Here is a 25569-nt window from a genome sequence, read left to right as displayed (position 1 = left end):
TCCCTACGTCGTCGTCAGTGCCGGGAGGGCGGGGCGGTGCGGGCGGACTCGCGGCCCACCGTCAACTCGTCGGCGCGGTAGGGGACGTACGCCGCTCCGTCCAGGCCGAGAGCGAGGGCCGCCCGCTGCAACGCGGCGGGTTCGGCGACGGCGCCCCAGTGGCCGGTGGCCACGCGGCGCTCCACGGCATGCACGGCGGCGACCGTCTCGGCGGTGGTGAACGCGCAGTGCCCCTGTCGCTCGACGTAGGCCTGGCGCAGCAGCGCGCCGTCACCGGACGCGCGGACGCGGTCGGCGAAGCGGTTCTCCTGCTCGACGGGGACGAGGTTGTCGGCCGTGGTGTGTACGTCGAGCAGGGGTACGGCGAGGCCCTGTCCCGCCGACGAGGTGCGCGCGGCGGCGCGGACGGCGGCCGGGTCCGCCGTGACGGCGGCGCCGGCGGTGAGCTCGTCGAGATCGGCGCGCAGGTCGAGTCCGGCCGCCCGGTACAGGGCGCGGACGCGAGGTGCGTGCGGGGATGTGGAGAGCAGGGCGGCGTAATCGACGCCGCGATTCCAGGAGTTGTTGCCGCCGACCGACCGTTCCATGGCGTACCGACCGCCCTCGACGAAGGAGAGCAGGCCCTGGGCGAGCCAGGCGTACTGCTGTTCCTCCTGCCCCTGCCAGTCGTCGGCGGCCGGTCGGTCCTTGCCGGGGGCCCAGTCGGGGACGTTGAGGTAGGCGGCGGCGAGGGCGATGCGGGCGCGTCCGCCGGGCGTGGTCTGGGCGGTGGTGACGGCGGCGGTGAGACGGTCGGCGGTGGCGGCAGCCCGGCTCTGCGAGTCGAAGCCGACGAGCCGCAACTCCTCGCCGGGGAGCAGGAGTCGGGCGATCGTGTACTCGGCGTCGAGCTGGTAGTTGTCGAGGTCGGTGCCGCCCGCCACGAGTCCGCACAGGCCGAGGGCGCCGTCGACGCGGCCGGCTCCGTCGCGGGCGATCTGCGCGTTGACGAGGCCGCCCATGGACTGGCCCACCGACAAGGTGCGGCGCGGTTCGCCGATCTTCGCGGTGACGGCGTCGAGGGTGGCGAACTGATCGCGTTCGGCACTGGCGAGGGCCCACTGGGATCCGTTCGGGTCGTACGAGGATCCGGTCAGGGCGTATCCCTCGGCGAGCAGGGCGGCGCGGGCCGCGTCGGACGGGGCGTCCTGGGCGACGGTGGGCCCGAAACCGTGGCTGAACAGGAGCAGGGTGCCGTTCCATTGGCCGGGCGCCGGGGCGTCCGCGATCCAGGTGGCGCCGTCGGCGAGGGTGCCGGTGAGGTGCTGCGCGGCGGCGGTGTCGGCGCGGGCAGTGCCCGGCGCGGCGAGGCAGAGGGCGGCGGCCGCTGCCAGGGCGGCTGTCACACGTATGCGGGCGGGCATGACGGGGCTCCGATCTGCGGGCGGAAGCGCTGGGGGGGCGGGCGATGCTCAGTGCACTGAGCGGACTGGGGATCGGCACGGAATGTAAGGCAGTTCCCAAACGGCAGTCAATGAAATGCACAACATCGGAACAGACGCGCGGACACATGGACAGACGCAGAACTGACGGATGCCAGACGGATGCCAGACGGGCGCCGGACGCACGGCAGGCGCGCGGCAGGCGGGCAGCGGACGCAGCGGGCGCGGTTCCGTGGCGACGGAAGGGTTATGCCTCCGCGCGCACCGGCACCGTTTCGATCACGCGCCGCGCCGCGTCCCTCGCGGACCCGTCGAGCCGCTCGTGCACCGTGCGGAACAGGTCCTGCGCCGGCCCCGCCGGCCACTCCGCCGGCAGGTGCTCCACCGGCAGTCGGGGGTCGCCGCGGATGACGCCGAGCCAATCGGTCGCGAGCCGCAGCCGCAGCGCGAGCGCGTCCTGCGCACACACCGCGTCCCGACCCGCGTAACGCCGCCACTGGTCGCCGAACTCCCGGTAGGCGCGGGCGAGTCCGGCCAGGTCCCAGGTGTCGTCGATCATCTCGGCGACATCCATCCCGATGTCCGCCGTGGCCCGGAACACCTTGACGTGCGCGGCGAGACCGAGCTCGGCGACGATGCCCGCGACGTCCACGGCGCCGGGCGCGATCCACAGGCCGCTGAACAGCGGCCCGAACCCGGCCCAGGTGAGCTGCGCGCGCAGATCGTGCCGCTGCCGCTGCCAGGAGTCGGGCAGCGAGAACCCGAGCAACGACCAGGTGCCGTCCCAGTCGTCGTTGACGGCGCCGGTCTGCCAGATGCGGCGTTCGCCGTCGCGCAGGATCTCCTCGGAGCGGTCGGTGAGCCCGAAGTACGTGCGCCTGCCCTCGCGTTGACGGCGCAGCAGGCCGCGGCCCGCCATCCGGGTCAGGGTCGAACGGGTCGCGTGCTCGCCGACCCCGGCCCGCGCGAACACTTCGATGACACTGCCGGAGTACACGCACACCCCGCGCCCGAGTACTTGATCACCGAGGAAGCTCAGCATCAGGGACTGCGGGCGAGGGGTGGTGTCGATACTCACCCGGGTACGGTAACCGGCGCTCGGCGGGACACGGGTCAGGCGAGTCCTGCCTCCGCGATGCGCAGCAGCAACGCGTGCAGCGTTTCGCGCTCGTCGGCCGCGAGGGGGTCGAGCAGCTCGGCCGTGACACGCTGTCCCGCCTCGTCCGTGTCGCGGAGAAAGCCGCGCCCGTCCCCGGTGAGCACGACGATACGGCTGCGCCGGTCGTCCGGCGCGGGGCGGCGCTCGACGAAGCCGGCCTTCTCCAGGTCGTCGACGAGGCCGACGATCGCGCTCGGGTCGTAGCCGAGCCGGGCGCTCAACTCCCTTTGCAGGGCGCCCTCCGAGGTGGCCAGGAAGCGCAGTACCGCGTAGTGGCGCAGGCGCAATCCGGATTCCTGGAGCGAGGCGTTGAACAGCTGCCCCGACCGCAGTCCCAGCCGGTACAGCAGATAGCCCGTGTCGGCGTGCAGTCTGCGCATCCACGGCTCGTGCGCGTCGATGGGGGCGGGGTTCATGCGGTCTCCCTGGTTCCGTGCGTGCGTATCGGTGCCCAGTCTGACGCACGAACCAGCCGCCAACAACTATTGACGCCACCAATTATTGCTCTTAACTTCCATTCAGGCACCGCGCCCCCGATCCGTCCGCCACCCGGACCCGGGCGCAGCGCCCCCCAAGTCACGTCCCCGTGAAAGGACTTGCACGTGTCCATAGACCTCACCGGCAAGGCAGCCGTCGTCACCGGCAGCGGCCGGGGCCTCGGCCTCGCCTACGCGCACGCCCTGGCCGCCCATGGCGCCTCCGTCGTCGTCAACGACATCGACGAAGCCGTTGCCGAGGCGGCCGTCAAGTCCATCACCGACGCGGGCGGCACGGCCGTCGCCGAGGTCGTCCCGGTCGGCACCGCCGAGGCCGCCGACCGCCTAGTCGCCCGCGCCGTGGCCGAGTTCGGGCGCCTCGACGTACTGGTCACCAACGCGGGCATCCTGCGCGACAAGGTGCTGTGGAAGATGACCGACGACGACTTCGACGCGGTGGTCACCACCCATCTCAAGGGCACGTTCACCTGCGCCCGCGCCGCCGCCGTCCGGATGCGCGAGCAAGGCAGGGGCGGCACTCTCATCCTGGTCGGCTCCCCGGCGGGCCAGCGCGGCAACTTCGGGCAGACCAACTACGCGGCCGCCAAGGCGGGCATCGCCGCCATGGCCCGTACGTGGTCGATGGAGCTCGCCCGCGCGCAGATCACGGTGAACGCGATCGTGCCCGTCGCCGCGACCGCCATGACCGAGACGATCCCCGCCTTCGCCCCGTACGTCGAGGCCATGCGCGGCGGCGCACCGCTCCCCGACTTCCTCCGCAAGGGCGAGGGCTTCGGCACCCCCGAGGACTGCGCGGCCCTGGTCCCCTTCCTCGCATCCGACGCCGCCCGCGACATCACCGGGCAGGCCATCGGCATCGGCGGCGACCGGGTCACCCTCTGGTCCCACCCGCAGGAGATCAAGTCGGCCTACGCGGACGGGGGCTGGACCCCTGAAGCGCTCGCCGACGCCTGGCCCACGTCGGTCGGCGCCGAGCCCCAGACGGTCGGCATCCCCGCACCTCGTGTCCCGGAGGCCTCATGAGCACCGCGGGCGGCAACCCCGGCATCAACCCTGACGATCTGGTCGCGATCGACGTCCACACGCACGCGGAGGTCTCCTCCAAGGGCCATGCCTCCCTCGACGACGACCTGCACGACGCCTCCTCCGCGTACTTCAAGATCGAGGGGAAGCGGAAGCCGACCCTGGAGGAGATGGCGGCGTACTACCGCGAGCGGCGGATGGCGGCAGTCGTCTTCACCGTCGACGCCGAATCCGCGACGGGAACCGCGCCCGTCCCCAACGAGGAGGTCGCCGAGGCGGCCGCCGCCAACCCGGACGTGCTGATCCCCTTCGCCTCCATCGACCCGTTCCGCGGCAAGGCGGGCGTCCGGCAGGCCCGCCGCCTGGTCGAGGAGTACGGGGTCAGAGGATTCAAGTTCCACCCCTCCATCCAGGGGTTCTTCCCCAACGACCGTTCCGTGGCCTACGCGTTGTACGAGGTCATCGAAGAGGCCGGCGCCATCGCCCTCTTCCACACCGGGCAGACCGGCATCGGCGCGGGCGTCCCCGGGGGCGGCGGCATCCGCCTGAAGTACAGCAACCCGCTGCACGTGGACGACGTGGCGGCCGACTTCCCGCACCTGAAGATCATCCTGGCGCATCCGTCCTTCCCCTGGCAGGACGAGGCCCTCGCGGTCGCCACCCACAAGCCCGGCGTGCACATCGACCTCTCCGGTTGGTCACCGAAGTACTTCCCGCCTCAACTGGTCCAGTACGCCAACACGTTGCTCAAGGACAAGGTCCTCTTCGGCTCCGACTACCCGGTTCTCACCCCCGACCGCTGGCTCGCCGACTTCGCGAAGCTTCCCATCAAGGATGAGGTGCGGCCGAAGATCCTCAAGGAGAACGCGGCTCGCCTGCTGGGGCTGACGAAACCGTAGGAGACAGAAACCGTAGGAGACAGGATGCGCAACGAGGGACTGGGGTCGTGGCCCGCTCGCCGGGCCCGCAAGACCCCGCACCGCACGGCCCTGGTCCACGACGGCACGGGCACGCGGCACACGTACGCCAAACTCCACACGCGCACCACCCGCCTCGCCCATGCCCTGCGCGCCCGCGGGATCCGCCGGGGCGACCGCGTGGCACACCTCGGCCCCAACCACCCCGCCTACCTGGAGACGTTCTTCGCGGCCGGCGTCCTCGGCGCGGTTTTCGTCCCGCTCAACACCCGCCTCGCAGGGCCCGAGATCGCCTACCAACTGGCCGACTCGGGCGCCAAGGTCCTCATCCACTCCCCCGCACACCGGCCCCTGGTGGGCGGCCTCCCGGGCAGCACGGACGTCCGTACGTACGTCGAAGTCGGCCCGGAGTACGAGCAGTTGATCGCGTCGGCGGCCACGGACGAGGCCATCGACGAGACGGTCACCGGCGACGACACCTGCATCATCATGTACACCTCGGGCACCACGGGCCGTCCCAAGGGCGCCATGCTCACCCACGCCAACCTCACCTGGAACGCCGTCAACGTCCTCGTCGACACCGACCTCGCCGCCGACGAACGCGCCCTGGTCAGCGCCCCGCTCTTCCACACGGCGGGCCTGAACATGCTCGCCCTGCCGGTCCTCCTCAAGGGCGGCACCTGTGTCCTCGTCGATTCCTTCGACCCGGAGCACACACTGCGGCTGATCGAGGAACACCGGATCACGACCATGTTCGGGGTGCCCACCATGTACGACCTGGTGGCGCGGCAGCCCGCCTGGCCCACAGCCGAGCTCACCTCGTTGCGCACCCTTCTGTGCGGCGGTGCCCCCGTGCCGACCGCACTCATCGCCACGTATCAAGAGCGCGGCCTCACCTTCCTGCAGGGCTACGGCATGACCGAGGCCTCGCCGGGCGCCCTCTTCCTGGACGCCGAACACGCGGTGGAGAAGGCCGGTTCGGCGGGCGTGCCGCACTTTTTCACGGACGTACGCGTCGTACGCCCGGACCTCACCTCCACCGAAGCCGGCGAGACCGGCGAGATCCTGGTGCGCGGCCCGCATGTCATGCCCGGCTACTGGGGCCTGCCCGACGCGACGGCCGCGGCCTTCTCCGACGGCTGGTTCCGCAGCGGCGACGCGGCCAGGACCGACGAGGACGGCTACGTCCATATCGTCGACCGCATCAAGGACATGATCATCTCCGGCGGGGAGAACGTGTACCCCGCCGAGATCGAAGACCTCCTCCTCCTGCACCCGGACGTCGCCGAGTGCGCGGTCATCGGCGTACCCGACGACAAGTGGGGCGAAGTGCCGCGCGCGGTCGTGGTCCCGCGCGAGGGCACCCGCCCGGACCCGGACGAGGTGCTGGCGTCCCTGGCCGACCGCCTCGCCAAGTACAAGATCCCCAAGTCCGTGGTGATCACGGACGAACTCCCGCGCACCGCCTCCGGAAAGCTCCTCAAAGCGCGCGTGCGCGACCGGTACGGAAACCGTCAACTCCCGTAAGGACTACGAAGAGCATGAGCCTCACCGTCAACGGCCTGGACGACCTCGAGAAGCTCGCGGGCAGCGACCTCGGCACCAGCCGATGGATCGAGATCACCCAGGACCAGATCAACACGTTCGCGGACGCCACCGGCGATCACCAGTGGATCCACGTCGACCCCGAGAAGGCCGCCGCCGGCCCCTTCGGCGCCCCCATCGCCCACGGCTACCTGACCCTCTCCCTGTTCATCCCCCTGTTCACCGAGCTCCTCGATGTCCAAGGCGTCACGACGAAGGTCAACTACGGCCTGAACAAGGTGCGTTTCCCCGCGCCCGTGAAGGTGGGCGCGCGCATCCGCCTCGTCGGGAAACTCTCGGCCGTCGAGCGGGTGGCCGGCGGCGGAGTACAGATCACCGTCGACGGAACGATCGAGATCGAGGGCGGGGCGAAGCCGGCAGCGGTGCTGCAGAGCCTTTCCCGGTTCTACGCCTGAGGGACGGCGTCAGGGAGCCGTGGCGGTCCGCGGGAGCTTCGGCCTCACACCTGTCCCTGCGTCGGCAGGGTGAGGATCTCGGCTCCGTCCTCGGTGATGGCGATCGTGTGCTCGCTGTGCGCCGTCCGGCAGCCTGTCGCACTGCGGAGCGTCCACCCGTCGTCATCGGTGACGAGTTCAGCGGTGTCCGCCATGACCCAGGGCTCCAGCGCCAGCAGCAGCCCTGGGCGGAGCTTGTACCCACGGCCGGGCCGTCCGGAGTTCGAGATGTGCGGGTCCTGGTGCATCGTCGATCCGATGCCATGACCTCCGAACTCGGTGTTGATGGGGTACCCCGCCTCGCTGAGGACCGTGCCGATGGCATGGGAGATGTCGCCGATACGAGCCCCCGGCCCGGCAACGGCGATACCGGCGGCCAGCGCGCGCTCGGTCGTGCTGATCATCGCGATGCTCTCCGAGGGCTTGGCGTCGCCCACGATGAAGCTGATGGCAGCGTCTGCGGCGACTCCGCCCTTGGAGACCGCGAGGTCGAGTGTCAGCAGATCGCCGTCGGCAAGTGTGTACTCGTGCGGCCTGCCGTGGAGCACGGCGTCGTTGACGCCCGTGCAGATGTAATGGTTGAACGGGCCACGTCCAAAGGATGGGGCGTAGTCGACGTAGCAGGACTCCGCTCCCGCCTCGACGATCATGGCCTTGGCCCACCGGTCGATGTCCAGCAGGTTCGTGCCGACCGTGCTGCGACTCTTCAGCGTCTGCAGAATGTCGGCGACCAGGGCGCCGGTGACTTTCGCTCGGTCCAGCAGGGCGGGGTTGAGGATCTCGATCATGTGGCACTCTTCTCACGCAGCCAATAACTATACCGTCCATACTATACCGGTATTGGAATCGGACGCAGCTCCGCCACGGGGGCGAGCCTCAACAGGGCAAGCGCGGCCGTACGCTGCCACGATCACTTCACACGGAAGCGGTGACCTCGCATGGCACGCATCTTCATCACCGGATCCACCGAAGGACTTGGCAGAGCGGCCGCCTTGGATCTGCTCGACGAAGGGCACCAAGTCGTCCTGCACGCACGCAACCCGTCGCGGGCGGCGGACCTGGGCACCCTCGCGGACCGGGCCTACGGAGTGGTCGTCGGTGATCTCTCCGACGCCAAGGAGACGCACGCGCTCGCCGAGCAGCTCAACGCGCTCGGCAGGATGGACACGGTCATCCACAACGCGGGCATCTACATCGACTCCGAGCGCGTGGCGACCTCCGGGGGCCACCCGCGCACGCTGGCCGTGAACGTGCTCGCGCCCTACGTGCTGACCGCCGAGATCACGCGTCCGGACCGGCTCGTCCACATCAGCAGCGGCATGCTCAGCGACGGCAGCACGTCCCTGGACGACCTCGACTGGACGGCGCGGCGATGGAGTGGCGTCCAGGCGTACTGCGACAGCAAACTTCTCGTCGCCACGCTCGCCTTCGCGGTGGCCAGGCGGTGGCCGGACGTGCTCAGCAACGTCGTCGATCCGGGCTGGGTCCCCACCCGCATGGGTGGGCCGAGCGCGTCGGACGACCTCACGCTGGGCCGCACGACACAGGTCTGGCTCGCCGGGAGCGACGAACCGGAGGCAGCCGTCAGTGGCGGCTACTGGTTCCACCGGCGCCGCCGGGAGCCGCTCCCGGCGGTTTCCGACGCCGCGTTCCAGGACGCCCTCCTCGACGAGTTGCACCGCCTCACCGGAGTTCGGCTGCCCTGAGCGCGCGGAGCGGCGACGAAGAGCCGAGGTCACCGGGTTGCCGCGACGTTCCGCCGAGCACGTGCGCCGGGCCTGAGCCACCACCCCGCCGCAGCCCAGAAGACCAGCACCACGAGGCCGGCGACGATCAGGAACGAAGCGTCCTCGCCCCGCGGAGCCGCGTCCCCCCGCACGACGATCCCCGTCGCCAGCATGACGAGCGCCCCGACCACGGAGAGCGGAAGCGCGATCATTCTGGTTCGCGCGCTGGGGCCCTTCTTCTCCGGCTCGTCGGGGCGCGGCCGACGATCGCGCCAGGCGCCCGCGATCCAGGCGAAGAGACCCCAGAGGGCGGCGATGACGGCAATGTTGAGGAGTACGTCCAACCAGCCGACATGCGTGTAGTCGATGAATTTTCCACGGGCGAGTACGACCGCGTGTGCAGTGTCCATGTCCAGCGAGTTGCCGCACTCTCGCAGCGGAACACACCCTTCAGCGAAAAGGTCCCGTGCCGCCAACAGGCCTTCCATACCCCGGAGAACGGGTGCCCGTCCAGTTCGATATCGGCATCGCCGGCAGCCGTGACCTCGCGCGCATTGACGCGTTTCCCAAGGTGACCATCGTGAGCAAGGAGCGATAAGGAGCGGTACCGAAGTGGAAGCCACTGAGCGTGTCACGGTTCTCTTGAACAAGAACTTCGGGGTCCGCCTCGACAACGTCTCCCCCGACGCTCCCCTGTACAAGCTGGCCATCGACTCCCTCGCGCTGGAGGAGTTGCTCCTGCTGATCGAGGACGAGTGCGCCATCGACCTGGCCGACACGACCCTGACGTCGCGTGACACGGTCGAGACACTGATGAGCATCGTTCGTCAGAGGACAGCGACAGCATGAGCACTGCGAGGCACGACCCCATCGCCGTCGCTGTGACGGGACTTGGCCTGGTGACCGCCGCGGGTATCGGCGTGAAAGAGACGTGGAGCCAGGTCACCGGTGCGACCGCTCCCCGCGGCGTGCGGCGGCCACCCTCGCTGCAGGATCTGCCCTGCGACTTCATGTACACCGTCGGCGGCCTCGACATCGACGCCGTGCTCGGTGTGGCCAGTTCCCGGCTCATGGACCGCTTCGCCCAACTGGCGGTGGTCGCGGCGCGGGAGGCCGTGGCGGACGCCGGGCTCGGCCCTGACATCTGGGACAGCACACGCGTCGCGGTGGTCATCGGCTCGGCCCACGGCGGTCTCGACTTCTACGACGAGCAGCAGAGCGCGCTCACCGCGCGTGGCGCACGCCGCGTGTCGCCGCGGCTGGCACCGCTGAGCGTCGTCAACGGGGCAGCCGGAAGTGTCGCCCGGGATCTCGGCACGCGGGGGCCCAGCCTGGCGGTGGCCACCGCATGTTCCTCCGGCACCGACGCCATCGGCACCGCTCTTCAGCTGTTGCGCGCCGGGGCCTGCGACATCGCCATCACCGGCGGTGCCGAGTCCATGAGCAGCCGTGCGGTCTTCGCCGGAACATGCAACGCGAAGGCCTTGTCCACCCGCACCGAGGACCCCGCCGCCGCGTGCCGCCCGTTCGATGTGGACAGGGACGGCTTCGTCGTGGGGGAAGGGGCCGGAATCCTGGTGCTGGAGCGTGCGGATCATGCCCGGGCCCGAGGCGCAGGGTCCAGGGCCGCCGTCCTCGGGTACGGGGCGGCCACCTCCAGTGAGGCTTCCTCACCGGTCGCCCCGAGCGAGGCCGGCATCGAGCTGGCGCTGCGCGCCGCGCTGACCGACGCCGATGTGGGCCCCGGCGACATCCAGCACGTCAACGCCCATGGCACATCCACCGTCATGAACGACCTGGTGGAAGCCGCCGTGCTGCACCGCGTCCTGGGTGACGGCCCACTGGTGACCTCCACGAAGGCGATGACCGGGCACACGCTGGGCGCCGCCGGCGGCATCGAGGCGGCCTTCACCGTCCTCGCCCTGGAGAACCAGCTGGTGCCGGCCACGGTGAACCTGCAGACGCAGGACCCGGGCGTCCCCGTCGACGTAGTGGCCCAGTCGGCGAGAACGGCTCGCCTGAACTGTGCGATGAGCACCTCGCTCGGCTTCGGCGGGCACAACTCCGTCCTTGTCCTCGCTCGTGACTGAACCGGGAAGAAGCATGATCAAGGAGCACATCCGCACCGTGACCGTGCAAGGGGTGGCGTACACCTACCGGGTGCTCCAGCCGTCGACCCCCACCGTCGAGCCGGTCATCCTGCTGGGCGGGGTGCTCGAGGGCATGCACGACTGGGCGTACCTGGAGGGGACCGTACTGCCCAGGGCGAGCCTGGTCACCGTGGACCTGCCCGGTCTGCGGTCCACGGCCTTCCAAGGCGCGGACCGGGACGACGTGGACACGCTCTGCGTAGGACTCGAGGGCATCATCGAGGACCTCGGCGCCCCGCGCGTCAACCTCTACGGGTACTCCCTGGGCGCGGCCGTCTCGTTCCAGTACGCACAGCGCCGCCCCGAGCGCGTCGCGCGTCTGCTCATCGGAGGCGTCCCCGACCAGGTCACCGAAGAGCTCGTGGCCCACTTGCGGCGTGCCACCGACCGGGCGCGGGCCGGTGACGCGGACGGCTTCGCCGCGCTGATGGCCGAGCGCCTGCTCTGCCTCGACGAGAGCCATTCCGTGCACCGCCGCGAGCTGACCCTCGGCTACCTGCAGCGCTTCATGCGCAACGCGGCCCGCACGCCCCACAAGGTCGACCTGCTGGCGACCGCCCTGACCAGCCGTCACCATCCCCTGACGGGCGGCCTGACGGGGGTACCCACCATGGTCTTCACCGGTGAACACGACCACCTCCACCCTCTCGAACGGCAGCACGCCTTTAACGCGACGATCGACGACAGCCGCTTCGTGACCTTTCCCGACTGCGATCACATGCTGCCGCTGCAGCGTCCCGAAGCAGTCACGTCCTTGGTGGCGTCCTTCCTCATGCAAGAGCCGACGGCAGGCAGTTCCGACATCGCCGATCCGCTTCCGGTGAACGGGCGAAGAGCGGGTACACGGCCCGCATGACAGCAACCACCGAACTCCCTGAGCGTTCCTCGGCGGTGCGCGGGCTGCGCCGTATTCGCGTCTTCTACACGGGAGGAACCGTCCTATGGGCAGCGGCCGCCGCGTGGACAGGATGGTTGCACCCGGGCAGCAGGCAGATGTGGGTGTCGCTCCTTCTTCTCGCCGTATTCAGCGGTCTCCTGGCCACGACCTCCCTGTGGCTGGGCAGGCCCGCGCCCTCCCGCCGCACCCCACGGCAGGGCAGTCCGGTGAACCCCGGGCCCGCCGCGACCGCCCGCCACGTCAGGGCCTGATCACCCGAGCCGGGGCGCGGAGCGCCTCCGCGGCAGCCCATCGTGAGCGGCCGCGGGGCGCTCTTCGTCACGCGTCCTCTGTCACGCGTCCTCCATCACTCGTCCGAGACGCGGATGAGGATCTTTCCGTGCACATGCCCCGTCTGGCTGAGCTCGAAGGCATCCGCGAGACGCTCCAGCGGGAACGTCTCGGCGATCGGCACCCGCAGCTGTCCCTTGTCCGCGAGGTCGGACAGCGCCCGCAGTCCCGCCGCGTCCGGGCGTGCCCACATCCACTGACCACCGGCGCCGGTGACGTCCGGATCGGCGATCGACGCATGCCTGCCGCCTTCGCGCAGCACCGCCCGCGTGGTGTCCAGCACCCCGCCGACGTAGTCGACGACCACGTCCACTCCCTCGGGTGCCAGCGCCTTGATCCGGTCGATCACACCGTCCCCGTAGCTGACCGGCTCCGCCCCGAGCTCCCTCAGCCGGTCGTGATTGCTCTCGGACGCCGTGGCGATGACGCGGGCTCCGAGGGCCCGGGCGATCTGTACGCCGAACGTACCGACGCCGCCGGCTGCCCCGTGGATCAGCACCGTGTCACCGCTGCCCGTGTCCAGACGGGTCAGGGTCTGGTACGCGGTAAGCCCCGCCAGGGGCAGACCGGCCGCCTCACCCCAGCTCAGGGAGCGCGGCTTGGCGACCAGGGCGCGTACGGGGACCGCCACGAACTCCGCGAACGTTCCCCCGTGCACGTAATCCTTACGGGCGTAGGAGAAGACCTCGTCCCCCACCGTGAACTCCGGGGCGTCTACACCCACCTGCTCCACGACCCCGGAGACGTCCCAGCCCGGGATCACCGGAAAGACGGCGTCCAGCATCGCGTCCAGGCCGCCGGCCATCACCTTCCAGTCGACCGGGTTCACCGCGGCGTAGCGCACCCGTACAAGAACCTCACCGGGGCCCACCTTCGGCACCGGCTGCTCGGTCGACGACAGGACGCCGCTGTCCCCGTACTGGTCATACGTCATGGCCTTCATCGTGGCCTGTTCACTCTTGTCGTTGCCCATGCTTCACTCCGGCCGGACTCGTGGTGTGGGTCAGCAGTGCTCCCGGTACCCATGTTTGCCGCAGGCAGTCGACGCGGCCACCCGTGCCCGCCATCAGGCTCAGCGCGGGCAGCACGGTGAGCCGCACACCCCGGGACGGATGCGGGGAACCCCCGCCGGCGGTGTTGAACCTTCGTAAGTTCAACACCGCGCGCCTCAAGGGTGGGTAGCATCCACCAGCACTACCCCTGAGGCACAAGGAGCGTGGCGCCATGGCCGGCGAGTCGGAGAACCTCATCCAGAACAAGTACGCGGAGAGCATCGCCGCGGACATCGAGAAGAACCGTGCCGAGCGGGCGCAACTCAGTGAGCAGCTTGCGCAGTTGGAGCAGGACCACGCCTATCTCGTCACGCTGCGGGGCGCCATCGGGCCCGACGCCGCGGCCGCTGGTGCGCAGGAGACGACTGCTCCGGCAGGTGCGGCCGTGCCCGCTCCTCGTCAGGACTCCCCCGCCGCGGCGGTCTCCGCGAAGAAGGCCCCGGCCAAGGCGGTCAAGGCGGCCAAGAAGCCGGCTGCGAAGACGGCGAAGCCGAACGGCAAGAAGGCTCCGAGCGGACAGAATTCGAAGCCCGCAGCACGCAAGGCCGCAGCGGGCACGGTGAAGACGACCGCCGCGGTACCGACGCTTGGTGACCTCGTGGTGTCCCTGCTCGCCCAGCAGCCCGGCGATCCGCTCACCGCCGCCGACATCCAGAAGAAGCTCACCGAGGCACACCCCGACCGGTCCGCCCTCAAGCCGCAGGTCCTGCGCAACACCCTCGACCGGCTCGTGGGCAAGGCCAAGATCGACAAGAGCAAGCAGCGCAACTCGGTGCTGTACAGCGGCCGTCCGGCCTCGGCCACCGCTGCCGTCACGCCCGCCCCGGTCAAGGCGGATGCCGGAGCCTGACACCGGGTCCGGGCGAAGGCTCCGGCAGGCGTGACGGTGCAGCCGTCGACAGGTGCGCCGTGGCCGGTACGTACGCGTCATGCACCGGGCGGTTCAGCAGTGAAGGGGGCCCGGCCGCATGGTGTGCGTGCCGGGCCCCGCCGTGTGGACCTTTGCCCCTGGCCCGTCGCGCCGGGGCGAGCCGGCGGCAAGGCGCACGCCCCGCCAACCGGGCCACGCGCGCGCGGCGCTCCGGTATGGCTTCGGGCCGGAGGTGCGACGCGGCCGGATGCTGGGGGCCGCACCAGGTCAGGAGAACCATGGACGGTCACACGCGCGGCACCCGGAACACGACATCCGCCCGGGCGGGCGTCGCCGCTCCCGACCAGCCCGGGGTCATCGGCATCGCGCTCGCCGCCGTTCTGACGGCCATGCTCGCGCAAGGTTCCTGGCAGTGGTTCGCCACCTACATCGGGGTGACGCTTCTTGCCGTGATCCTCTCCTACTACCGGCTCCCGACCTGCGCTCCCGGCCTCCGGCCCGCGTACGTGCGGAATCTGACGGCGTTTTCGCTGGTCGTCGGTCTGTGTCTGTCGATCTCCCTCGCTCCCATGCTGCAGCGTTGGGCCTGGCTGTTCCCGATGCCCGGAACGCGTGACAGGTGTGTCGCGCTGGGCGCCTACGAAAGCCTCAGGACCGAGGCGGCGCTCGCGACTCTGGCCGGGCGTGACGGGGCCGCTTTGGCCCAGGCGCAGCACGTCCAGAGTCACGATGCCGTTGCCGACTGCCTGTCCGCCACGACAACACTGTGGCTGCCCGTCTACGCAGTCGGAGCAGCTGTACTCGTCGGCCTGGTCGCGTGGCTCGTCGATCGCGCCCGCGCGAGGAACGAGGCAGTCGTGGCCGACCGGGAGCCTCCGCGTCAGGTGTGAACAGCTCTACGTCAGACGGTGGTTGGCGCTTTTGAGCGTCCGCGTCGGATCCGGCTCAGGGCATCCCTGGTTCAGCCCTGACTCATCCCGGAACGACCCCTGACATCCGCACCAGGCAGCCCACGCCACGCCTAGCGTGGCTGCGACGCCCCGGCCGGGTCCGCACGTTCTCGAGCACGTCTCGCACGCCCAGTCTCGTCAGGAGGACGATTGATGCTGTTCAGAGGCAGAGGCAGGTCCCCGGTTCGCAGTACCGCCGTGTGGAGCACGACCATGGCCGCGGTGACGGGCATCGCCACCGTCGCCGGTCTCGCCATCGCGCCGCAAGCGGGGGCGGCGACGGTGGCCGCCGGTGCGGTGCGGTGGGCTCCGTGCGTCTCGGCGGACACCCCGGGGGCCGAGTGCGCCACCCTCGAGGTGCCGGTCGACTGGGCGCACCCGGACGGGGCGACGTTCGGCCTGGCCATAGCCCGCCGCAAGGCCACCGACCCCGACGCACGTGTCGGATCGATGGTGTTCGGTCCCGGGGGCCCGGGCGACTCCGGCGTGGAGCGGGTGGTGGGCGGCATCAGCCGGTTCAGTCCCGAGGTCCGCCGCAGATTCGACATCGTCAGCTTCGACCCGCGTGGTGTGGGCGACAGCAATCCGGTGACGTGCTCCGGCGACCTGCTCGCCGGGCGGCCGTCGGCGGAGCTGTCGAACCAGGCGGATTTCGACGCGACCCTGGCCTACAACAGCCGGCTTCGCGCGGACTGCCGGGCACGCACCGGCCCCGTGTTCGACCACCTTGACAGCGCCCAGACGGTCCAGGACCTGGAGGCTCTGCGGGCCGCCCTCGGCGAGGGCCGGCTGACCTTCCACGGCAGCTCGTACGGCACACTGCTCGGCGCGCAGTACGCCGAGACCTATCCGCGCCGGGTGCGCTCGATGGTGCTGGAGAGCGTGATAGACCACAGCGTCACCAGCACACGTGACTTCCTTCGGTCCGAGGCGGCCTCGGCACAGGACTCGTTCGACGAATTCGTCAAGTGGTGTGCCGCACAGTCGAGTTGCGCCCTGCACGGTCACGACATCCGCGCGGTCTGGCAGGGGCTGCTGGACCGGGCTCGCCGCGGCGAGCTCGAAGATCCCGCCAAACCGGGGACCGCGCTTTCGCTGGCCGATCTGGTCAACAAGTCTGCTCTCAAGCGTTTCTACGGTGCTGACTACGCCGAGCTGGCGACGAGCATCGCCGGGATGGCGGCGAGCAGCCCGCTGCCCGCCTCTCCCACCTCGGTGGCACCGCTTCCGCCGGCGACCCCCGTCTTCTGCGCGGACTGGCACCTGCCGGTGCGCGACTATCAGGAGTACACCTCACTCGTCGGCGTGATGAACAGGACCGCACCCGACCTGCCCCAGCTCCTGCCGATCCAGATGGCAGCGGCCTGCCTGGGCGCCCCGACCACCAACCCACAACACCGTCTGACGGCCCACGGCGCCCCGCCGATACTGGTGTCCAACGCACTCCACGACCCTGCGACCGGCTACCCGTGGGCGGTCTCGGTGGCCCGGCAACTGGGCCGCAGCGGTGCGCTCCTCACCTACGAGGGCCGGGGACACGGCAGCGTCACCAGCGGCCCCTGCATGGAGAATGCCGTCGACGACTACCTCATCGACCTGACCGTGCCACCGCGCGGCGCCCGATGCCCGGCCACCTCGTCCTGAGCATGCCACCCGCCTGAACGGCGCGCGGATCGACCGGCGTCAGACGTTATGCGCCGGTCGATCCGCGGCCGAACACCGTGGCCGAACACCGTCGCTCACACCTCCGAGCAGGCCACCGGGTCCTCGAATGCGGCCCGCACCGCCTCAGGAAGCTCGTACATCGAGCGGTGTCCCGCCTCCACCGTGTGCACGACCGCGTGCGGGAACCGCGCGGCCATGAGCGCGGCATCGGCGGCACTGCGCACCGGGCCCCCAGTGGAACGGCGCCCCCGTCTCGTCCCTGGCGCCCGCACGTCCGTGCCCACGTCCGTGCGCGCCATCCGGTGCCGCCGGAACACATGGCTGACCGCTGCGGACACGCGTCACGACTCATCTCCCCTGTCCGCTGAGACCTGGCCGTTCGGACCGACATGATCGTCGACGAGCCGCGGCATGCCCGCCGGTCCCGCTGTTACGAAACAGTCCTCCTGTGGTCCCACCGCGCGCTCAATGACCAAGCACCGTGCGGCACATGCGAAATCGTTCTCTGCTGCTCGGCGCCATGCTCGTGGTGACCGCGCCGCTCACCGGTGCCTCTCCGGCGCAGGCCATCGTGGGCGGCACCGAGTCGGCCCGGGCCTACTCGTTCATGGGCTCGTTCCAGCTCTCCTATCCCGCGCCCCCACGTCCGGACAAGCACGGCTGCGGGGTGGAGGTCCTCGCGCCGCAGTGGGTACTCACCGCCGGCCACTGCGCCGGCCGGAACCCGACCGGCGCGAAAGCGGGTGTCCCGCGTGGCTGGAAGGTCCGGGTCGGGTCGCTGGACACCACCTCCGGGGGCGAGGTCGCCGAGGTCGACCACTACTACCGGCTGGCGACCAACGACGACGAGGGAGGTTTCTGGGGCAAGGACCTCGCGTTGCTGCACCTGCGGACCCCGGTCCGGGGCGAGCCCGTGCGGATCGCCTCGACCACGCCTGCGGACAACACGCCCGTCCACATCACGGGCTGGGGCATGACCTGCGACGACAGCGCCGATCCTGCCTGCTACCCCACGCGGCTGCGGGAGGCCGACACGGTGGTGCAGCCGACCTCGGTATGCAAGAACGCCGCCCCGGGTGAGCTGTGCGTCGGCAGCCGCGACGGCAGCGTCGCCGCGGCCAACATGGACTCCGGCGGCCCCGCGCTGGTCCGCGAGGACGGCCGGTGGGCGCTGGTCGGCACGGTCAGCGGGCCCGACGGCGACAAGGCACCGACGCTCTACACCGATGTCACCCGGCACGCCGACTGGATCAACGGCATCATCACCGGCACCGACGTGCCCCCGGACGACAAGATCCCGAACGTGGAAGGCGCCGTGGACCTGACCGGCTGCGCGGGGTCGGTGGTCCGCACCGCCGCCTCCCGCCCGAAGGACCCGGCAGTGCTGCTGACCAACGGCCACTGCGTGCGGGACCAGCGCCCCGCGCCCGGAGCCGCACTGGTGGACCGGCCCGCCGACCTGGAGGTGCCCATCGCCGACCGCCAGGGCTACCCGAAGGCCACCGCGCGGGCGAACCGGCTGATGTACGCGACGATGACCGGGGCCGACGTCGCGCTCTACCGCCTGGACAAGACCTACGCGCAGTTGCGGGCCGCGGGCGCGAAGGTCTTCCGCCTCACCTCCACCCCCATACGCGCAGGCGACCCGCTGACCATGGCCTATCCCAGCGTCCGCCTGAACTGCACCGCCGAGACCGTGGTCACGCATCTGCGCGAAGGCGGCTACCAGCAGGACGACTCGATCCGGTACGCCACGGGTGCGGACTGCGCCCCCTGGCCCGGCACATCCGGTTCGGCGCTGCTGGCCCCCGACGGAAACACGGTCATGGGAATTCACAACACCCACAACCGCGACGGCGAGCAGTGCACCGAGAACAATCCCTGCGAGGTCGACCGGGACGGCGCCGTGAGCTCCGCGCAGGGCCGCGCCTACGGCCAGCAGGTAGACATGATCGCGGCCTGTCTGACCACGGGATCGAAGCTGGACCTGTCCCGCCGGGACTGCACCCTCACCGGCGCCACGGCCCGGCCCTGAACAAGCGCTGACCCAGTGCATGGCCCCCGCGTCGAACGCGGGGGCCATGCACGCTCATCCGTTCGGTGTCTGCCTGCTCGCACATCTGGCGGAGCCCGCATGAGATGAGAGTGATGCGTTCCGGTTTCGGGTGAAAAGCCGTGGACAACCGGAACAGGACACCATCGGCAGCGGCTGATCTTGCCGCACCCGTCGGGAAGGACACTCCATGCCGCAGGGTTCGAACGCGAAGCGTGAGCGCCAGTACGAGCACATCAAGGACAGCGCCGAGAAGCGCGGCACGTCCAAGGGGCGGGCCAAGGAGATCGCGGCGCGCACTGTGAACAAGGAACGCGCCCGTTCCGGCGAGTCGGAAACGGCGAGCAAGACCTCCACCCGTGACAAGAAGTCCGCGTCGGAGCGCGGCGGCGAACGCTCCCACAGCGGCGCGCAGGGACCGACGAAGGACCAGCTCTACGCGGAGGCCAAGAAGCGGGGCGTCGCGGGCCGTTCGTCGATGAACAAGCGGGATCTGGCCAAGGCCCTCGGACGCTGACACCCGAGACCGCCGACGGCACCCCCCGACCGGCCGGAATACCCGACGAACAACCTGAGGAACGAGGAACACGTGCAGGTAGGTTACAAGCTGGCCGCCGAGGCCTTCGGCCCGGTGGAGCTGGTACGACAGGCCGTTCTGGCAGAGCAGGCGGGCTTCGACTTCGTCGAGATCAGCGACCACTATCACCCGTGGCTCGACAATCAAGGCCACTCCCCCTTCGCCTGGACGGTGCTCGGCGGCATCGCTGCCAAGACCTCACGGATCGGGCTTGCGACCGGTGTGACCTGTCCGACCGTCCGGTACCACCCGGCGATCATCGCTCAAGCGGCCGCCACTCTTGCCCTGATGTCCGACGGACGGTTCGTCCTCGGTGTCGGATCCGGAGAGCGCCTCAACGAACACGTCGTCGGCCCCGGCTTCCCCAACACGGTCCGTCCCCGGCACGAGATGCTCAAAGAGGCCCTGGAGATCATCCGGCTGCTGTGGGGCGGGGGGTACCAGTCCTACGAGGGCAAGCATCTGCAGCTGCAGGACGCCCGCGTATTCGACCTCCCCGGCGAACTGCCGCTGATCGCGGTCGCCGCCAGCGGCTCACTGTCCGCACGCGTCGCCGCGGAACTCGGCGACGGTCTGTTCGCCACCGAAGCGAAACCGGAAATCGTCCAGCATTACGAGAAGGCCGGGGGCGCCGGCCCCCGCTACGCCGAGGTCCCGATGGCCTGGGCGCCCGACGAACACACCGCGGCGCAGGCGGCGCTGGAGACCTCGCGCTGGGCCCTGACCGGGTGGAAGGTCATGAGCGAGCTGCCCAACCCGGTCAACTTCGATGCCGCGACCTCGACCGTGCGCGAGGAGGACATTCTGGAGAAGTTCGCCTGCGGCACCGATCCGGACCGGTTCCTCAAGGCGGCCCAGCCTTTCGTCGACGCCGGTTTCGACAGGCTGGTCATGCAGAACGCCGGTCCCGACCCCGACGGCTTCATCGACTTCTATCAGCGCGAACTCGACACACGCATCCGCCAACTGAAGCCGACCGGCACACCATCCTGATCACCTCGGCACCCTGGGCATGCGGTGGTGACCCCGATGCGGGGTTTCGCGTAACCGCGGCTGCTTGGGCGCGTTGTCGCGGTATGTCCCTACCTTCCAGGCCTCAGGATCCCGAGACGCGTACCAGCGCTCTGCCGTGCTTGTTGACCAGTTCGCAGGGCCGGGCGGCCCGCGAGCTCCTTCGCTACGTCGTGGGTCTTCGGCTTCCCGAGGACGGGAGCCGCCTGTTGGCGACGATCGTGGCCATTCGGGCGGCACAGGGCGGTTCGGGGAACGTCACCGGTCTCGATCTGCGCGGCCTGCGACTGTCCGATCCGCGCGGCACCTTGGACGCACTGCGGGGCTTGGGCTGGGACGTGGCGGATGAGCTGCTGGATCCCGACTTCGAGGCGCCGGTGGCTGTGGCCGTGCCCGACCTCGTGGCGCGTGAGGGCAAGCCGTTGCCTTTCGGCAAGCTCACGCGTTCGCGGGTGTCCGGGTGGGTGACGAAAACGCTTGCGGCGAAGCCGCTCAAGAAGGCGTCGGTCGAGGCCCGTTGGGCTGCCCTGTTCATGGCGGCACACAGTTCGCCCCGGACCGGTGGAGAGCTGCCCGGCGAGATGCCCGCGGCGTGCCGGGACGCGGTGCCGGAGCTGGTTGCCAGGGGCTTTCTCACACAAGTCACGAAGGTCAGACAGACAACGCAAGCCATGCAGGCCACGCAGGCCACATCGATCGACGGCGAACACTTCATGCTGGCTCCCGCCGTCGCGCATCTGTCCGGCATGGTCCCCGAGACTCCGGACGGCGTGGCCGCTGAGGAGGACGCGGCAGCGCGGAGCCTCGACTTCGATCCCGCAGCGTGGGAAGCATGGAAGCTGAAGGCAAGCCCCGCGTTGTTGCGCCACGTGCAATCCGTGGAGACCTGTACGCGCTGCGCCCGTACCGTCGAGGACGTGGCCGCCGCATTCACCGTTCCCGCTCAATGGCGTCCCGTGCCGCGTCGGCAGCGCACGGCCTACGGGGAGTGGAAGGACGCCCATCCTGACCGCGGCCCCGAGGCAGCCCGGTTCACCCTGTCCTTCCGCGCGCAGCACGGTCACGGCCCTTCGTACACGCAGCTCAGCGAGGGGCTCGGCTGGGATCTCGCCCGTCCGCTCAAAGGATTCGTGGTGCAACGTCTGATCGCGAACGAATGGTTGACCACCACGGGCACGGTCCCCTGGACCCTGCGTCCGGGCGCCGCGGCCCAGGAAGCGGGCATCGTGTTGCCCCGCAGCGCGCCGTCCCCCGCCTCACCTGTCTCCCCGGCTCTCCCTGCCTCGTAGGATCTGCGCGATCATCGCGTGACGGCCCGTGCCCGGCACATCCGAACCGTAGGAGAGCACCCGTGAAGATCCACCTGACCAGTGTCTTCGTCGACGACCAGGCCAAAGCGCTGCATTTCTACACCGAGATCCTCGGGTTCGTGAAGAAGCACGACGTGCCGGTGGGCGAGACGGACCGGTGGCTGACCGTCGTCTCGCCCGACGAGCCCGGCGGTCCCGAACTTCTCCTGGAGCCTGCCGCTCACCCGGCCGCCAGGACCTACCGCGACACGCTCGTCGCGGACGGCATTCCGCTGGCCCAGTTCGCCGTCGACGACGTGCAGGTGGAGTACGAGCGGCTGCGGGGCCTCGGCGTCCGCTTCACCCAGGAGCCCACGGCGATGGGCCCCGTCACCACAGCCGTCCTCGACGACACCTGCGGCAACCTGATCCAGATCGCGACCCCACCGCAGTAGGCGCTCGGCCTCGTGCGCGGCTCGGCCCGCGCCGGCCCGGCGACCCCGCCGCGGACAAAGGGAGCCCAGGCCAAGCCGCAGGCGTAAAGGGGTCTTCGCTGATGCGGTTGGCCTGGTACACGCCGGTTCGCGTAAGGCAGGACGGAGCCGGGACTCAGTTGCCGAGTGTCACGTCCCCCTTGTACACCGCGTGGAAGTACGGGAGGGGCAGGCCGTGTTGCGGACGAAGTTCCATCACGGTGGCCTCCACGTGCACGACACCGGGCTTGAGCACGTCGCCGCCGGCCTTGCCGGAGTTCTTCCAATGGTGCTCGAGCCCGTCGCACAGGGCAGTGGAACCGCCGATGCCATGCTGAACGCGGGTGGGGCCCTGCTTGACGGAGGAGGAGAGGAAGGCGATGCCGGTGGCGTGATGGCAGCGGTAGGTACCGGACAGCGTCACCGTGCCGTCCGTGGCGACGCGGCCGAGCGAATCAACAGTGACGAACTCGTTCGGTTCGGCAGCGGTGGATGTCTGAGCGCCGAGCAGAAGTGAGACGCCGACCGTCGTGCCCAAGACGATGCGAGACCGAGATGACATGGAAAATCTCCTAATTTCGGGACTCCATTCATAACCGGCACACCGCGTCGGGTCGCCGACCGTCATCCCTTCGGCGGCGAGTCCTCGCCGTTGATGGACATGCTCCCCGTACGACCCCGCCCGTGAACTCAGACGCCGAGAGCCAGCAGGGTGTCGTAGGCCCGCTGGATGAGGTCGTTGCCCCCGCCGGGGGCACAGTTGGCGAGGGCGACGACCGCGATGCGCTGTTGTGGGCTGAAGCCGGCGAAGACGGTGCAGCCGCGGGTGCCGCCCGAGTGGTGATAGATGCTCGAACCGTCGCGTTGCGGGCGGATGTTCCAGATCAGTGAGATCTGCTGGGCGCCTTTTCGGGTGGCGAGCCGCGGACGGGTCGTGTCGTGGAGGGCAGCACGCAGTGGGTCCGGCCGCGCCGACTCCTGTACGGCATCGTCCGGGGCGAGCAGCGCTTCGGTGAAGGTCAGGAGATCACGCACGCCGGCGCGGACGGCTCCGGCCGCCGGCATCCCGGGGATGCGGAACGGCGGCCGGGCACGGCCGCGCCAGTAACCGGTGACGTAGGACGCGCCGTCACGCGCGGTGCTGCCGCAGTCCGTGTCGTGCAGCCCGAGGGGGCGGAGAATCCGGTCGTTCAGCAGGGATTCATAGTCCTGTACGCCGGCCGCGCCGCTCAGGGCGTGTCCGAGAATGCCGACGCCGAAGTTCGAGTAGCGCATGCGGGTGCCCGGCCGGAACCGTAGCCGGGCGCGGGAGAGAGCGCGCAGGGTGTCGGCGGGGGTGAAGGCGGCATAGGGGTTGGTGAACAGGTGCGGGATCGCCGTGCGCACCAGGCCGGGCGGCAGTCGGGGCAGGCCGGAGGTGTGGGTGGCCAGGTGGGTCAGGCTGATGGCCGTTCCGCCGGGCGGCGGGCGGGTGCCGGGCGGTAGATGGCGGAGGACGGGGTCGTGGTGGCGCAGTTCGCCGCGGGCTGCCTGCTCGGCCAGCAGCAGGGCGGTGAAGGTCTTGGTGACCGAGCCGAGTTCGAAGCGGGTCGCCGCGTCCACCGGTACATCCCCGTGGTGTTCCGTGGTGCCGTCGACGATGAGAGCGCGCCGCCCGTCGCGGTGCAGGCCGATCGCGACAGCGCTGGCTGTCGGCGCCGAGGACAGCAGCGCGGAAAGAGGGAGCGTCGGCCAGAGCGTGCGGTCCAGGAGCGAGGCGGCCAGGTCGGGAGAGGTCGGCTCGGGCGCCATCAGTTCGGCTGCGGGGCTTCCAGCGCGCGGGTGAGCGCCAGGTTGCCGGCGATGACGGCGACGATGGTCGGGTGCTGGTGATCGTCGAAGCGCTGGGCGGGATCGTCGTCCACGGGCTGGTCGTCGCGGGGCACCATGCCGTCCTCGTGCTGGACGTCGGCAAGACGCTGCCAGTCCTCGGCGTCCACGTGAGAGTCGGTCAGGCACATCTCGGCGATCATCAGTTCGGCCATCAGGTCCCAGTGACCGGCCTCCGCCCAGATGTCGGTCCACACCGGAAGCCAGCGGTGCAGATAGTCGACGAGGTCCGCCGGAAGCCCGGCGGGGAGCCGTCCCCAGTCCGTGAGGTGGTAGACGGTGTGGGTGACGGCGTAGGCGGTCAGCCAGTCGATGTGCCAGGGGTCGGGTGTGTTGCCCAGCCAGGTGGCGCGGGTGAGCGCGGCCCACCGGGGGGTGCCGGGCCCCTCGTCCAGTCCGCTCACGCGGATGGCGTTGGCTACGCCGAGACGACGGTTGGGCACGTGTTCCGCCGCGTGTGTGGAGGTCAGAGGCACCGTATGGGCGAGAAGTGCGTCCAGTTCCCGGTTGCGGAAGCCACCGCGGACGAAGTGTGCGTACGTCTCCAGCGGGTCTGTCTTCAGGGGGTTGCGCAGCAGTCGCTCGTAGAGCAGCGTGCCCTCACCCGTCTGCTGCCAGCAGAAGGTGAGCAGGTCGCCGGCGAGGGTGAGTTCGGTCGTTCCGGCGGCGCCACTGCGCAGGACCAGTGAGGTCGCCAAGGCTGTTTCGCCCAGGGCCTTGTACGCACCCCTGTCGGCACTGAGGTCGGCGTCGGGCAGGTCGGACAACGCGCCGTACCGGCGGTTGTCGTGCAGCCAGCGCAGTGCCCGGGAACTCACGGCGTGTGCGATATCGGCGGGAGGGTGACTCATACGGGTTCCAAGCCGAGCATCCGACGGGAGATGGCCGTGTCCAGGGCGACGCGTCCGCCCGCGCCGAGCAGGGCGATGTGCTCCGTCAACGGCGCCGGGTCCAGCGGCAGTTCCACGCGCTCGGAGTGCAGCCAGGCCAGCCAGCGGGTGATGCGTGCGGCGGTGGGGAAATCACGCCGCAACACAGCGCGGGTGGCACCGCGCGCCAGCCCCAGCACACCGGAACGTGCGGCTTGGTGCACCGGCCCGTCCTGACCGGGCAGGGCGAGCGAGGACAGCTGTCCCATCCGCACCGACCAGGGCACCCAGCCCTCTCGTGCCGCGTCGCCGGGCACGGTGGTGGGTGGCTGCCTGCGCGCCGCTCCGGCGTCGCACCGCGGTGGCGGTGGAGGTTCGGGCGTCGCCGGCGCCATGTACGAGGGGTCGATACGTGCGAGAACGGTGACGAGGGACCAGTCGATCCACGCCCTCACCCACGCCTGTTCCGCGCCCTCGGGCGGCGCGGCGGGGGGAGGCTGGGCCGGCGGGAGTGCGGCAAGCGCCACTTCGATGGCGGCCCTCTCCTCGGCGGGCGGGGTACGGCCGGTCAGCACGTAGGGCGCCAGCACGTCCGCGCCCAGGAGACGCACCGCGGCCACGGCCACCATCTGCTCGTCCACGGACAGGCCCGCGGCGAGCTCCATGTGGGCGGCGGCGAGCGTCGTGTGCTCGGCGCCCTGCAGGGCGCCGAGCACACGACAAGCCAAA

The 25569-nt window shown here is 70.2% G+C and carries 28 protein-coding genes; 17 read left to right on the top strand and 11 right to left on the bottom strand.

Translation table 11 applies throughout. The features are described 5' to 3' along the window. Window positions 1–14: 14 nt before the first annotated feature. The 3 genes from ACIREE_RS33550 to ACIREE_RS33540 form a co-directional block, all read right to left on the bottom strand. Window positions 15–1403, bottom strand: coding sequence for an alpha/beta hydrolase (locus ACIREE_RS33550; RefSeq protein WP_404160763.1), 1389 nt, complete (start codon window positions 1401–1403; stop codon window positions 15–17). 265 nt (window positions 1404–1668) lie between these two features. Continuing rightward, window positions 1669–2499: a PaaX family transcriptional regulator C-terminal domain-containing protein gene (locus ACIREE_RS33545; protein WP_404160760.1), complete on the bottom strand. Its 831-nt coding sequence runs from the start codon at window positions 2497–2499 to the stop codon at window positions 1669–1671. Between the two features lie 35 nt (window positions 2500–2534). Further along, the gene (locus ACIREE_RS33540; RefSeq protein WP_404160757.1) at window positions 2535–2996 is read right to left on the bottom strand and encodes a MarR family winged helix-turn-helix transcriptional regulator; all 462 of its coding nucleotides are present in this window, start codon (window positions 2994–2996) and stop codon (window positions 2535–2537) included. A gap of 186 nt (window positions 2997–3182) precedes the next feature. On the opposite strand from ACIREE_RS33540, the gene ACIREE_RS33535 reads away from it, so the two are divergent. From ACIREE_RS33535 to ACIREE_RS33520, 4 genes are read left to right on the top strand one after another with little or no spacing between them, the layout of a single operon-like run. Next, window positions 3183–4100 carry an SDR family NAD(P)-dependent oxidoreductase gene (locus ACIREE_RS33535; protein ID WP_404160754.1) on the top strand — a complete coding sequence of 306 codons (918 nt, stop codon included), beginning with the start codon at window positions 3183–3185 and terminating at the stop codon, window positions 4098–4100. Next, on the top strand, window positions 4097–4999 hold the full coding sequence (locus tag ACIREE_RS33530; RefSeq protein ID WP_404160752.1) for an amidohydrolase family protein: 903 nt from the start codon (window positions 4097–4099) through the stop codon (window positions 4997–4999). Before ACIREE_RS33535 ends, ACIREE_RS33530 begins: the two co-directional genes overlap by 4 nt. A 24-nt stretch (window positions 5000–5023) precedes the next feature. Further along, on the top strand, window positions 5024–6544 hold the full coding sequence (gene menE / locus ACIREE_RS33525) for an o-succinylbenzoate--CoA ligase (protein ID WP_404160749.1): 1521 nt from the start codon (window positions 5024–5026) through the stop codon (window positions 6542–6544). Between the two features lie 14 nt (window positions 6545–6558). Beyond that, window positions 6559–7017, top strand: a complete 459-nt coding sequence (locus ACIREE_RS33520; RefSeq protein WP_404160746.1) for a MaoC family dehydratase — start codon at window positions 6559–6561, stop codon at window positions 7015–7017. 44 nt (window positions 7018–7061) lie between these two features. Here ACIREE_RS33520 and map read toward each other — a convergent pair whose 3' ends face one another. Beyond that, window positions 7062–7844: a type I methionyl aminopeptidase gene (map, locus tag ACIREE_RS33515; protein ID WP_404160743.1), complete on the bottom strand. Its 783-nt coding sequence runs from the start codon at window positions 7842–7844 to the stop codon at window positions 7062–7064. Between the two features lie 150 nt (window positions 7845–7994). Here map and ACIREE_RS33510 point away from each other — a divergent pair, with 150 nt between their 5' ends. Continuing rightward, entirely contained in the window at window positions 7995–8762 is a 768-nt protein-coding gene (locus ACIREE_RS33510) for an SDR family NAD(P)-dependent oxidoreductase (RefSeq protein ID WP_404160740.1), read from the top strand. A gap of 29 nt (window positions 8763–8791) precedes the next feature. Here the strand turns inward: ACIREE_RS33510 and ACIREE_RS33505 are convergent, their stop codons facing one another. Next, a complete protein-coding gene (locus ACIREE_RS33505; protein WP_404160738.1) occupies window positions 8792–9193 on the bottom strand; it encodes a hypothetical protein in 402 nt (133 codons plus the stop codon). 202 nt (window positions 9194–9395) lie between these two features. Here ACIREE_RS33505 and ACIREE_RS33500 point away from each other — a divergent pair, with 202 nt between their 5' ends. The 4 genes from ACIREE_RS33500 to ACIREE_RS33485 are packed head-to-tail and all read left to right on the top strand — an operon-like array spanning window position 9396 to window position 12082. Continuing rightward, window positions 9396–9632, top strand: coding sequence for a phosphopantetheine-binding protein (locus tag ACIREE_RS33500; RefSeq protein WP_404160735.1), 237 nt, complete (start codon window positions 9396–9398; stop codon window positions 9630–9632). Further along, window positions 9629–10873: a beta-ketoacyl-[acyl-carrier-protein] synthase family protein gene (locus ACIREE_RS33495; protein ID WP_404160732.1), complete on the top strand. Its 1245-nt coding sequence runs from the start codon at window positions 9629–9631 to the stop codon at window positions 10871–10873. Before ACIREE_RS33500 ends, ACIREE_RS33495 begins: the two co-directional genes overlap by 4 nt. Before the next feature lie 13 nt (window positions 10874–10886). Continuing rightward, window positions 10887–11789: an alpha/beta fold hydrolase gene (locus ACIREE_RS33490; RefSeq protein WP_404160730.1), complete on the top strand. Its 903-nt coding sequence runs from the start codon at window positions 10887–10889 to the stop codon at window positions 11787–11789. Continuing rightward, window positions 11786–12082 carry a hypothetical protein gene (locus tag ACIREE_RS33485; protein ID WP_404160727.1) on the top strand — a complete coding sequence of 99 codons (297 nt, stop codon included), beginning with the start codon at window positions 11786–11788 and terminating at the stop codon, window positions 12080–12082. Before ACIREE_RS33490 ends, ACIREE_RS33485 begins: the two co-directional genes overlap by 4 nt. A gap of 95 nt (window positions 12083–12177) precedes the next feature. Here the strand turns inward: ACIREE_RS33485 and ACIREE_RS33480 are convergent, their stop codons facing one another. Then, entirely contained in the window at window positions 12178–13104 is a 927-nt protein-coding gene (locus tag ACIREE_RS33480) for an NADP-dependent oxidoreductase (protein ID WP_404160910.1), read from the bottom strand. Between the two features lie 281 nt (window positions 13105–13385). On the opposite strand from ACIREE_RS33480, the gene ACIREE_RS33475 reads away from it, so the two are divergent. The 3 genes from ACIREE_RS33475 to ACIREE_RS33465 all read left to right on the top strand — a co-directional run bounded on the left by ACIREE_RS33475 (window position 13386) and on the right by ACIREE_RS33465 (window position 16678). Next, window positions 13386–14063 carry a hypothetical protein gene (locus ACIREE_RS33475; protein ID WP_404160724.1) on the top strand — a complete coding sequence of 226 codons (678 nt, stop codon included), beginning with the start codon at window positions 13386–13388 and terminating at the stop codon, window positions 14061–14063. A gap of 299 nt (window positions 14064–14362) precedes the next feature. Further along, on the top strand, window positions 14363–14974 hold the full coding sequence (locus ACIREE_RS33470; RefSeq protein ID WP_404160721.1) for a hypothetical protein: 612 nt from the start codon (window positions 14363–14365) through the stop codon (window positions 14972–14974). A 273-nt stretch (window positions 14975–15247) separates the two neighbouring features. Then, window positions 15248–16678 (top strand): alpha/beta hydrolase, encoded by a 1431-nt coding sequence (locus tag ACIREE_RS33465; protein ID WP_404160718.1) that lies wholly within the window; start codon window positions 15248–15250, stop codon window positions 16676–16678. Window positions 16679–16773: 95 nt separating this feature from the next. Here ACIREE_RS33465 and ACIREE_RS33460 read toward each other — a convergent pair whose 3' ends face one another. Beyond that, window positions 16774–17037 carry a hypothetical protein gene (locus ACIREE_RS33460; protein ID WP_404160715.1) on the bottom strand — a complete coding sequence of 88 codons (264 nt, stop codon included), beginning with the start codon at window positions 17035–17037 and terminating at the stop codon, window positions 16774–16776. A 152-nt stretch (window positions 17038–17189) separates the two neighbouring features. Here ACIREE_RS33460 and ACIREE_RS33455 point away from each other — a divergent pair, with 152 nt between their 5' ends. The 5 genes from ACIREE_RS33455 to ACIREE_RS33435 all read left to right on the top strand — a co-directional run bounded on the left by ACIREE_RS33455 (window position 17190) and on the right by ACIREE_RS33435 (window position 22084). Next, window positions 17190–18734 (top strand): trypsin-like serine protease, encoded by a 1545-nt coding sequence (locus ACIREE_RS33455; RefSeq protein WP_404160712.1) that lies wholly within the window; start codon window positions 17190–17192, stop codon window positions 18732–18734. Window positions 18735–18942: 208 nt separating this feature from the next. Next, window positions 18943–19269 (top strand): plasmid stabilization protein, encoded by a 327-nt coding sequence (locus ACIREE_RS33450; protein WP_404160709.1) that lies wholly within the window; start codon window positions 18943–18945, stop codon window positions 19267–19269. 72 nt (window positions 19270–19341) lie between these two features. Continuing rightward, window positions 19342–20322, top strand: coding sequence for a TIGR03557 family F420-dependent LLM class oxidoreductase (locus ACIREE_RS33445; protein WP_404160706.1), 981 nt, complete (start codon window positions 19342–19344; stop codon window positions 20320–20322). 227 nt (window positions 20323–20549) lie between these two features. Beyond that, complete coding sequence (locus ACIREE_RS33440; RefSeq protein WP_404160703.1) at window positions 20550–21629, top strand: hypothetical protein; 1080 nt, start codon at window positions 20550–20552, stop codon at window positions 21627–21629. Window positions 21630–21691: 62 nt separating this feature from the next. After that, the gene (locus ACIREE_RS33435; RefSeq protein WP_404160701.1) at window positions 21692–22084 is read left to right on the top strand and encodes a VOC family protein; all 393 of its coding nucleotides are present in this window, start codon (window positions 21692–21694) and stop codon (window positions 22082–22084) included. A gap of 154 nt (window positions 22085–22238) precedes the next feature. Here the strand turns inward: ACIREE_RS33435 and ACIREE_RS33430 are convergent, their stop codons facing one another. The 4 genes from ACIREE_RS33430 to ACIREE_RS33415 all read right to left on the bottom strand — a co-directional run bounded on the left by ACIREE_RS33430 (window position 22239) and on the right by ACIREE_RS33415 (window position 25556). Further along, complete coding sequence (locus ACIREE_RS33430; RefSeq protein ID WP_404160698.1) at window positions 22239–22664, bottom strand: DUF6299 family protein; 426 nt, start codon at window positions 22662–22664, stop codon at window positions 22239–22241. Between the two features lie 128 nt (window positions 22665–22792). After that, on the bottom strand, window positions 22793–23893 hold the full coding sequence (locus ACIREE_RS33425; RefSeq protein ID WP_404160696.1) for a serine hydrolase domain-containing protein: 1101 nt from the start codon (window positions 23891–23893) through the stop codon (window positions 22793–22795). Beyond that, window positions 23893–24822, bottom strand: coding sequence for a DUF6895 family protein (locus tag ACIREE_RS33420; protein WP_404160694.1), 930 nt, complete (start codon window positions 24820–24822; stop codon window positions 23893–23895). The genes ACIREE_RS33425 and ACIREE_RS33420 overlap by 1 nt, the downstream gene beginning before the upstream one ends. Further along, window positions 24819–25556, bottom strand: coding sequence for a hypothetical protein (locus ACIREE_RS33415; RefSeq protein ID WP_404160692.1), 738 nt, complete (start codon window positions 25554–25556; stop codon window positions 24819–24821). The genes ACIREE_RS33420 and ACIREE_RS33415 overlap by 4 nt, the downstream gene beginning before the upstream one ends. Window positions 25557–25569: the final 13 nt, after the last annotated feature.

This window comes from Streptomyces sp. NPDC102467 (assembly GCF_044765445.1).
Lineage (GTDB): Bacteria > Actinomycetota > Actinomycetes > Streptomycetales > Streptomycetaceae > Streptomyces.
The sequence above is the reverse complement of the archived record's forward strand: the minus strand, read 5'-3'. Positions and strand labels throughout refer to the sequence as shown.

Coding starts and splice junctions, on each gene's coding strand:
- ACIREE_RS33550 (WP_404160763.1), bottom strand. CDS start 1,403: ATGCCCGCCCGCATACGTGTGACAGCCGCCCTGGCAGCGGCCGCCGCC.
- ACIREE_RS33540 (WP_404160757.1), bottom strand. CDS start 2,996: ATGAACCCCGCCCCCATCGACGCGCACGAGCCGTGGATGCGCAGACTG.
- ACIREE_RS33530 (WP_404160752.1), top strand. CDS start 4,097: ATGAGCACCGCGGGCGGCAACCCCGGCATCAACCCTGACGATCTGGTC.
- menE (WP_404160749.1), top strand. CDS start 5,024: ATGCGCAACGAGGGACTGGGGTCGTGGCCCGCTCGCCGGGCCCGCAAG.
- ACIREE_RS33520 (WP_404160746.1), top strand. CDS start 6,559: ATGAGCCTCACCGTCAACGGCCTGGACGACCTCGAGAAGCTCGCGGGC.
- map (WP_404160743.1), bottom strand. CDS start 7,844: ATGATCGAGATCCTCAACCCCGCCCTGCTGGACCGAGCGAAAGTCACC.
- ACIREE_RS33510 (WP_404160740.1), top strand. CDS start 7,995: ATGGCACGCATCTTCATCACCGGATCCACCGAAGGACTTGGCAGAGCG.
- ACIREE_RS33505 (WP_404160738.1), bottom strand. CDS start 9,193: ATGGACACTGCACACGCGGTCGTACTCGCCCGTGGAAAATTCATCGAC.
- ACIREE_RS33495 (WP_404160732.1), top strand. CDS start 9,629: ATGAGCACTGCGAGGCACGACCCCATCGCCGTCGCTGTGACGGGACTT.
- ACIREE_RS33490 (WP_404160730.1), top strand. CDS start 10,887: ATGATCAAGGAGCACATCCGCACCGTGACCGTGCAAGGGGTGGCGTAC.
- ACIREE_RS33485 (WP_404160727.1), top strand. CDS start 11,786: ATGACAGCAACCACCGAACTCCCTGAGCGTTCCTCGGCGGTGCGCGGG.
- ACIREE_RS33480 (WP_404160910.1), bottom strand. CDS start 13,104: ATGAAGGCCATGACGTATGACCAGTACGGGGACAGCGGCGTCCTGTCG.
- ACIREE_RS33475 (WP_404160724.1), top strand. CDS start 13,386: ATGGCCGGCGAGTCGGAGAACCTCATCCAGAACAAGTACGCGGAGAGC.
- ACIREE_RS33470 (WP_404160721.1), top strand. CDS start 14,363: ATGGACGGTCACACGCGCGGCACCCGGAACACGACATCCGCCCGGGCG.
- ACIREE_RS33465 (WP_404160718.1), top strand. CDS start 15,248: ATGGCCGCGGTGACGGGCATCGCCACCGTCGCCGGTCTCGCCATCGCG.
- ACIREE_RS33455 (WP_404160712.1), top strand. CDS start 17,190: ATGCGAAATCGTTCTCTGCTGCTCGGCGCCATGCTCGTGGTGACCGCG.
- ACIREE_RS33450 (WP_404160709.1), top strand. CDS start 18,943: ATGCCGCAGGGTTCGAACGCGAAGCGTGAGCGCCAGTACGAGCACATC.
- ACIREE_RS33430 (WP_404160698.1), bottom strand. CDS start 22,664: ATGTCATCTCGGTCTCGCATCGTCTTGGGCACGACGGTCGGCGTCTCA.
- ACIREE_RS33425 (WP_404160696.1), bottom strand. CDS start 23,893: ATGGCGCCCGAGCCGACCTCTCCCGACCTGGCCGCCTCGCTCCTGGAC.
- ACIREE_RS33420 (WP_404160694.1), bottom strand. CDS start 24,822: ATGAGTCACCCTCCCGCCGATATCGCACACGCCGTGAGTTCCCGGGCA.